Source organism: Ligilactobacillus sp. (assembly GCF_036846325.1).
GTDB lineage: Bacteria > Bacillota > Bacilli > Lactobacillales > Lactobacillaceae > Ligilactobacillus.
The window spans coordinates 1-8138 of the sequence record NZ_DAIUCE010000037.1; the positions used below are offsets into that span (position 1 = coordinate 1).

At 42.9% G+C, this 8138-nt stretch carries 9 protein-coding genes; 5 read left to right on the forward strand and 4 right to left on the reverse strand.

The features are described 5' to 3' along the window. The first annotated feature begins 61 nt into the window (after positions 1 to 61). A complete protein-coding gene (locus V7Z60_RS05125) occupies positions 62 to 343 on the forward strand; it encodes a hypothetical protein (protein WP_334116775.1) in 282 nt (93 codons plus the stop codon). Positions 344 to 387: 44 nt separating this feature from the next. Here V7Z60_RS05125 and V7Z60_RS05130 read toward each other — a convergent pair whose 3' ends face one another. From V7Z60_RS05130 to V7Z60_RS05140, 3 genes are all read right to left on the reverse strand, one after another. After that, positions 388 to 1377, reverse strand: coding sequence for a diacylglycerol/lipid kinase family protein (locus V7Z60_RS05130; protein ID WP_334116776.1), 990 nt, complete (start codon positions 1375 to 1377; stop codon positions 388 to 390). Positions 1378 to 1503: 126 nt separating this feature from the next. Further along, on the reverse strand, positions 1504 to 3180 hold the full coding sequence (gene rnjA / locus V7Z60_RS05135) for a ribonuclease J1 (protein WP_334116777.1): 1677 nt from the start codon (positions 3178 to 3180) through the stop codon (positions 1504 to 1506). Between the two features lie 3 nt (positions 3181 to 3183). After that, positions 3184 to 3396 (reverse strand): DNA-directed RNA polymerase subunit epsilon, encoded by a 213-nt coding sequence (locus V7Z60_RS05140; RefSeq protein WP_334116778.1) that lies wholly within the window; start codon positions 3394 to 3396, stop codon positions 3184 to 3186. Positions 3397 to 3614: 218 nt separating this feature from the next. Between V7Z60_RS05140 and V7Z60_RS05145 the strand changes: the two genes are divergently transcribed. After that, the gene (locus V7Z60_RS05145; protein ID WP_334116791.1) at positions 3615 to 4097 is read left to right on the forward strand and encodes a hypothetical protein; all 483 of its coding nucleotides are present in this window, start codon (positions 3615 to 3617) and stop codon (positions 4095 to 4097) included. A gap of 35 nt (positions 4098 to 4132) precedes the next feature. On the opposite strand, the gene def is transcribed toward V7Z60_RS05145, so the two are convergent. Beyond that, positions 4133 to 4687 (reverse strand): peptide deformylase, encoded by a 555-nt coding sequence (gene def / locus V7Z60_RS05150; RefSeq protein ID WP_334116779.1) that lies wholly within the window; start codon positions 4685 to 4687, stop codon positions 4133 to 4135. A 180-nt stretch (positions 4688 to 4867) separates the two neighbouring features. On the opposite strand from def, the gene V7Z60_RS05155 reads away from it, so the two are divergent. From V7Z60_RS05155 to typA, 3 genes are all read left to right on the forward strand, one after another. Beyond that, the gene (locus V7Z60_RS05155; protein ID WP_334116780.1) at positions 4868 to 5158 is read left to right on the forward strand and encodes a UPF0223 family protein; all 291 of its coding nucleotides are present in this window, start codon (positions 4868 to 4870) and stop codon (positions 5156 to 5158) included. Further along, positions 5155 to 5937: an inositol monophosphatase family protein gene (locus V7Z60_RS05160; RefSeq protein ID WP_334116781.1), complete on the forward strand. Its 783-nt coding sequence runs from the start codon at positions 5155 to 5157 to the stop codon at positions 5935 to 5937. Before V7Z60_RS05155 ends, V7Z60_RS05160 begins: the two co-directional genes overlap by 4 nt. A gap of 136 nt (positions 5938 to 6073) precedes the next feature. Further along, positions 6074 to 7918, forward strand: a complete 1845-nt coding sequence (gene typA, locus V7Z60_RS05165; RefSeq protein ID WP_003694328.1) for a translational GTPase TypA — start codon at positions 6074 to 6076, stop codon at positions 7916 to 7918. The last annotated feature ends 220 nt before the right edge of the window (positions 7919 to 8138 follow it).

An 8138-nucleotide genomic window follows, 5' to 3' on the forward strand; every position in this document is an offset into this window, starting at 1 on the left:
AACCAATATATACTTTTGGTTTACGAACTTTAACGAGTATTCATGATTAGGGGGATTGCGCATGGGAGATTTATTTTCTAATATGTATATAATTGCTGCTGCAGGAGTAGTAATCCAATATCTTATTTCCGTAAAAGGCAATGGCGTGGCCGGATGGGTTCTTCCGGTAATATCCCTGGCTGTCGTGACTTATCTGCAACTGTTTGTATGGCTTCCTAAAAGTCATGGGTCTGATCTGCCAATCATCTACCGTTCGGTCAATTACTTGTCGATGAATGCTTATACGTTGGTTTTGGTGCTTATTTTTTGTGCTCGAGGTCGATATAAAAATTCTCAAAAATAAAAAAGACGGACCAACTTTCTGATTATTGAAAGCTGGTTCGTTTTTTATCTCCTCTTTTCGGGAGGAACGCTGGAAATGTTCATCCAAAAAGGGTATTGTGATGTCTTGTAGAAGATATCAAAGTAGCCGTTCCCGATTTCTTCGCCATCGATTTGACCAAATTCAAGGGAATTGATGATGAGGTGAATCTGGTCACTCTTATAGTGGTGCAAATACGGCAGTTTCAGTTGCTTTTTGAAGTAAATCGAAATTGCCAGAATAATAAACTTGAAGAAACCGAGATTATCAGCAATGAGCAGGTCAAGTTTATGATCATTGACGTTTGCGGCCGGAGACAAAACGATGCCGTTGTCAAAGTAAGGATGATTGGCAACGTTGACGAATGCAACGTGTTTGAAAAATTCGTATTTGTCACCGATTCTGATTGTCGCTGAGAAAGATTCCTGGTTGATCAGGGCATCAAACGCACTGACCATGTAGGCAAGAAATTTGAGATGAAATTTATTCAAGAGTTTTTGCAAGCGCTTATGCTTATGTGCCTGTGAATTCAAACTGATTACAAATGCATCAAGTCCGATCCCGAAATCATTAAAAAAGTAGCCGTGACTTCGGTGTGTCGTTTCCGTGTACTCGCCGATATCGTAATAGACGGGTTCGGTTGCTGAAAGAACTTGCTCCAGAGCAATCATCGGATCTGATGCAATGCCGATTCCTTGAGCAAATCCATTGTTTTCACCGATGGGAATGAAAGCGAGCGGAACGTGTTTATAAGGAGTCTCCTTGATGCCGTTGAGAACTTCGGTCAGAGTTCCGTCACCGCCAATGGCGATGACGACGGTTTCATCAGCTTCTTCTTTGGTAAGGTGAGAAACATATCGTCTGGTCAGAGACTTGGCGCTTCCAACCTGTTTTGTTTTGCGGAAGATATATGAAATTTTTCGTGAATCAAGCCGCGTTCTGATATTTTGCCAAACATCGGCTTTTAAACCGTTAGAGGCTTGATTGTTGACGATGATGAAAAATGTCTTCACCATTATTTCCTCCATTCGAACATTCTTCTAAAAATTTTATACCAAAAATGGAACTTATACAAGTTAACTTTGTGCTAAGTTTACCCAGAAACGAAAAAGAGGAGCCTGACTTTTGGCTCCTCCAATATTTTAAACGGTAACGAGCATCGGGATAATCAAAGGATGACGTTCTGTCTGCTCAAATAAGAATGACTGCAAATCAGACACTATGGCGTCTTTGAGCATAGCTTCTGAAATTTTCTCATTCTTCAAGGTTCGTTTGATTGAACGGAAAACTTGTTTACGACCCTTGTTGATCAATTCACCTGATTCACGCATATAGATGAAACCGCGTGACAATAAATCCGGTCCAGACAACACTTCGCGATTCTTCATGTCAATCGTGGCAACGACGACGACAAGTCCTTCTTCAGACAAAATCCGTCGATCTCTCAAAACAACGTTGCCTATGTCTCCGATGCCGGAACCGTCGATATAGACGTCATCGGCATTGAAGTGCCCGGCAATTCTGGCTGAATCACGCGTCAAAGCCAGGACATCGCCATTTTCAAGAATATAGCAGTTCTCTTTTGGAACATCGCAATTTTGTGCCAGGCGCGTATGAATTTTAAGCATGCGATATTCGCCATGAACCGGCATGAAGAATTTAGGTTTCATCAGGCGAAGCATCAGCTTTTGTTCTTCCTGTCCGCCGTGTCCGGATGCGTGAATGTTGTTCACTTTGCCGTGAATAACGGTTGCGCCGGCTTCTTCAAGCTCATTGATGACCTTGTTGACGCTCAGCGTGTTTCCCGGAATCGGTGAACTTGAGAAGACGACCGTATCACCCGGCTGGATTGAAACCTGTCTGTGAGTACCATTGGCAATACGACTCAACGCAGCCATCGGTTCACCTTGGGAGCCGGTACAAAGAATCATGACCTTGTTTGCCGGAAGGCTGTTGATTTCCCTTGCATCAACAATCGCATCTTCCGGGATATTAAGATAGCCAAGTTCGCGACCGTTGACGATTGCTGCCTCCATGCTTCTTCCGAAGACGGCAATTTTACGACCCTTGTTGACGGCAGCATCAGCGGCCTGTTGGATACGTGAAATATTTGATGCAAAAGTTGCGAAAATGATTCGACCTTCGACTTTTTCGAAGATGCGCTTAATTGATTTTCCGACCCAACGTTCCGATTTTGTAAAATTGGGAATTTCAGCGTTAGTACTATCGGAAAGCAGACACAAAACGCCTTCTTCGCCCAATTTCGCCATCTTCTGCAGATTAGGCGGCTGATTTGTAATCGGCGTCAAATCGAATTTATAGTCGCCGGTGCAAACAATCGTTCCTGAAGGGGTCTTGATTGCCGCCCCTAAAGTGTCCGGAATCGAGTGAGTCGTTCTGAAAAACGAGACGCTTGTCTTCCGGAATCTCAAAACAGTGTCTTCATTTATTTCGTGAAGCTCCGTTGTTTTAAGCAATCCGTGTTCTTCAAGCTTGCTTTTTATCAGCGCAAGCGCAAGCGGGCCAGCGTAGACAGGAACGTTAACCTGTTGAAGCAAGTAGGGGATACCGCCGATATGATCTTCGTGACCATGGGTGATAACCAAAGCTTTAATTTTTTGCTGGTTTGCAACTAAATATTGATAATTTGGAATGACATAGTCGATGCCCAAAAGATCGTCTTCGGGAAATTTGATACCGGCATCAACAACGATGATTTCGTCCTGAAATTGAATGCCATAGGTGTTTTTCCCGATTTCTCCAAGACCGCCGAGTGCAAAAACAGCGGTCTCATTATTTTTGACATTGAGTTTTTTCATTTATTAAAACTCCGTTATTTTGTAGTTGGAGCTGTTCTTTTCGTATTCCAGGGCAGCTTCGTCAAGTTGTTCAATGAATTCAACGTTATGTTCCGTATTCGACTCAACGAGAATTCGTGCCTCTGGTTCAGAATCAGCTTCAAGATACAATACTTCCGTGTTTTCACGACGAGGATTGATCCGTTTTGTTGGTTGATAATATACTTTAAAAATCATTGTAAATCTCCTTAGTGGTTAAATATTTGCCAAAAGGCATTGCAAAAAATCAGCTTTCCGAACATTGATTGTTTTTCAACAGTTACTACTATTCTACCATATTTTAATTCTCAAGTATACAAAGCAATCTTCTGAGAGGGAAATGTCAGCCGTATGCTGAAAAGATCAGGAAGAATGCGGTATAATTATCGTGAAATAAAGGAAGGAAAGTGATTATAATGATGATTGCGATTATCGGCTTGTGTCTATTGATTTTTGCAATCGTATTCGTTGTTTTAAGAATCAGGAGAAACAAAGCGCTTGCGATTATGCAAAATGCCAGTCTTGAGATTACCAGCCAGGCATTCAAAGAAACAATCGCGATGATTTGCGTCCCTGGATTTGATGGTGAAAATGCAGAGGAAGCTCATAAAGCGGAAATGATTTCCGATGTTTGGGGAAAAGGCGTCATGGCCTTTGAATACTCCCTTGACGCTCCTGATATTAAGACGAACGAACTTGAGTCAATAAAGGACAAGCTGGTTGAGGCATTGAATGAGTATGCCAAAAGAAAAGAACTTAAGGGTCTGAACGGGCGTCCGTGTTTCGTAGTTTCTGACATTTGGATTTTTGCAGGGGTTCTTCATATTGATATTTCGCACGTCGTGAATCAAGCAACGGTCGATTATTTGCATGATGTTACGAAAGGTGCTGAAAAATAAAAAAGACTGAAACTTTTGTTTCAGTCTGAAAATCTCTAAAGCAGGATTAAATCGTTCGGCTTGAAGAACGGGTCTTCCTGATTGATATGGTCGTAAAACATGATGCCGTTCAAATGATCTATCTCGTGCTGGACAACGATTGCAGTATAATCGCGCAAGCGTTCTACATGTTCATTTCCGTCAAGGTCATACCAACGCAGTTTGATTTTTTCATGGCGAGGAACATATCCCGGAACTTCGCGATCAACGGAAAGACAGCCTTCTCCTTCTGAAAGCGCCGCCATCTGAACTGATTCGCTCAAGATGGTCGGATTTACTAAAACATGTTTGAAAAACGGCGGTTTTCCTTCTTCGTCCGGGACCAAAACAGCGGTCATTCTCCTTGATGCATCAACTTGCGGAGCTGCAAGTCCGACACCGGCGCGAAGCTTGTATTTTTTAGCGATTTTCTCGTCCTGGCTGTTTTCGAGAAATTCCATCAGATCATGAGCCAATTTCAAATCTTCATCAGATAATGGGAAAGCAATTTTTTCCGCACGTGCACGCAACGTAGGGTGGCCTTCGCGGATAATATCATCCATTGTTAGCAAAATCAATTCCTCCAATTTATTTTCTACATTACAGTTTAGCACATTTTCAATTTAGATTTCATTTTTTTGCAGCGTTTTTTTCTTGACGTTGTGTGTTATAATGTACTGATTATATTCTTAAGGATAAACGAGGCGTGTCCTGTTGGGATATGCGTCCCTGATGAAAAGGTGGTGAATTGAATGAATCAAGATAGTGGAAACTTCAGCTATCCGTTAATGCCGGAGTGGTCAACGCAGGAAATCATTGACGTTGCAGCGTTTTACGAAGCCGTTGAAAAACTCAATACGGTCGGGATAAAGCGAGCAGATTTTATGAAACTTTACAGAAGATTCTGCGAAATTGAACCTTCAAAAGCGGCTCAAAAGCAGCTTGATTCACGATATGAAAGAGAATCGGGTTTTTCAATCTATCGTTCCGTCCGATTCGTGCTTGAAAACGATAAAGAAAATTTAAAATTTAAACGGAGGTGATCTTATTGCAGTGGGAAAAAATCAATGTCTGTGTTCAAGAATGGATGAAACAGGCGCGCAAAATGATTTTAGAGGGTCGCACGAAGGAACTTTGCGTTGAAGAAAAAACAAGTCGATGCGATTTGGTCACCAATGTCGATAAGTTCATTGAAAAATTCTACGTCGACCGTATCAGAGAAATGTTTCCGAATTCTAAGATACTGGGTGAAGAAGGGGATGCTGACAAGAATCTCGAGAATTTTCAAGGTTTGCTTTGGATAATCGATCCGATTGACGGGACGATGAACTTCGTCAAGCAGCACGATCATTTTGCAAGCATGATTGCCATTTGTGAAAACGGTACTGAAAAACTTGGATATATTCTGGACGTAACAGAAGACAAGCTTTACTGGGGAGGACCTGAATGCGGCGTATTCTGCAATGAGCAGAAAATGGCACCTCCGAGGAACCTTCCTTTGGAAGAGGGACTGTTCGGCGTAGGCGGCAGGATGTTGCTGAGCAACTACCGCAACGTTCAAAGCGCTGCGGAAAAAAGTCTTGGTGTCAGAATTTATGGCAGTTCAGGGATTGAATTCATTCATGTTTTGACCGGCAAGAACGTTTCATATCTCTCGCATTTGCGTCCATGGGACTATGCTGCCGGAAAAATATTGTCGGAGACGCTGGGTTTAGTCGTGAAAACGATTGACGAGAAGCCACTTGATATGCTATCATCAAGTGATGTATTAGTAGCGACGAAAAATGCACATCAGGGTATTGTCAAATTGATGAATAGTTGATTTGGAGCTGTGGCAGTGAGTCACAGTTTTTGTATGCCACGCTATGAAAATGGTTTTCTTGAGCAGAATGAAAACGTAACAGGTGGTTTCCTGAAGACATTTTTTTGAGCATACCGTTTGAAAGGAAGAAAAAACTTTGGAAACACGTGATGATATTCGCAACGTTGCGATTATTGCCCATGTCGATCATGGTAAGACAACGTTAGTCAATGAATTGTTGAAACAGTCCGATACTTTGGATTCACACACGGAAATTAGCGATCGTGCAATGGATTCTAACGATATTGAAAAGGAACGCGGGATCACGATCCTTTCCAAAAATACGGCTGTCAAGTATAAGGGAAAGCAGATCAACATTTTGGATACGCCCGGTCACGCCGATTTTGGCGGTGAAGTGGAACGTATCATGAAGATGGTTGATGGCGTTTTGCTTATCGTTGATGCTTTTGAAGGTACAATGCCTCAAACGCGTTTTGTTTTGAAGAAAGCTTTGGAACAACATTTGACGCCGATCGTTATCATTAACAAAATCGACCGTCCCGGTGCCCGTCCTGAAGAAGTCGTTGATGAGGTTCTGGATCTGTTCATCGAATTGGGGGCTGACGAAGATCAGCTTGACTTCCCTGTCATCTACGCATCTGCCATGAACGGAACGACTTCATTTGATCCGGATCCGGCCAAGCAGGAACACACGATGGACCCGATTTTCAATACGATTTTGGATACGATTCCTGCACCGGTCGACAACTCCGATGAACCGTTGCAATTCCAAGTGGCAATGCTTGATTACAATGAATTTGTCGGCCGTATCGGCATCGGTCGCGTTTTCCGCGGCAGAATCAAGGTCGGCGATCAGGTTACGGTTATGAAACTTGACGGAACGCAAAAGAATTTCCGCGTAACCAAGCTGTTTGGTTTCTTTGGATTGCAACGTTTGGAAATCCAGGAAGCAAAAGCCGGGGATTTGATTGCCGTTTCCGGAATGGATGATATTTTTGTCGGGGAAACGGTCTGCCCTGCAGATCATCCTGAAGCGTTGCCGCTTCTTCGGATTGATCCGCCTACACTTCAAATGACGTTTATGACGAATGATTCTCCTTTTGTTGGACGTGAGGGCGATTCCGTTACGGCTCGCAAGCTTGAAGATCGCTTGAAAGTTCAGCTTCATACCGATGTTTCGCTGCGTGTTGAAGATACTGATTCTCCTGATGCATGGACCGTTTCAGGTCGTGGTGAACTTCACTTGTCGATTTTGATTGAAATGCTTCGCCGTGAAGGTTTTGAATTGGCAGTTTCACGTCCTAAGGTTATTTATCGTGAAATCGACGGAAAACTCTGCGAACCATTTGAAAGCGTCATTATCGACACGCCTGATGAATACTCTGGCTCAGTCATTGATTCAATGGCACAACGCAAAGGTGAAATGCTCAATATGGAACCTAGCCAGAACGGAACGACGCGTTTGGAGTTTTCAACGCCGACACGTGGTTTGATTGGATATGATTCGCAATTCCTGTCAATGACTCGCGGATATGGGATTTTGAATCATACTTTTGCCGAATACAAGCCGGTTATTCGCAATTGGGAACCTGGCCGTCGCAACGGTGCGCTCGTTTCAATCAACCAGGGCAAGGCAACGACTTATGCTATCATGGGCGTTGAAGGTCGTGGAACGATTTTTGTTGATCCGGGTACGGAAGTTTATGAAGGAATGATCGTTGGCCAGTCTTCTCGTGAACGCGATATTTCCGTTAACGTCACGAAAGGCAAGAACATGACCAACGTCCGTTCTTCCAATAAGGATCAAACTGCTACGATCAAGAAGCCGACGCATTTAACTTTGGAAGAGTCACTTGAATTCCTGAACGAAGACGAACTTTTGGAAATTACGCCGGAATCTATTCGTCTCCGCAAACGTATCCTTGAAACAAATGCGCGTGAAAAGGCTGCAAAGAAAGCAGCACGTCAGACACAAGAATAGAAAAACAAGATGCTTCGTCTTGCAAAGCCTCGCTGTCCGTTGAGCAGCGGGGCTTTTTCTATTTTCAAAACATTGGATTACCTTTGGCAAAATGCAACTGATTTGTGATTTCGCATACTGATTAAACTTGCTTTTTATTGTTTAAACAAGGATAATTAAAACAGGAGCGGCTTTTTTGGTTAAAGACGCTTGATTGATTTTGATAAAATACCAAATAACT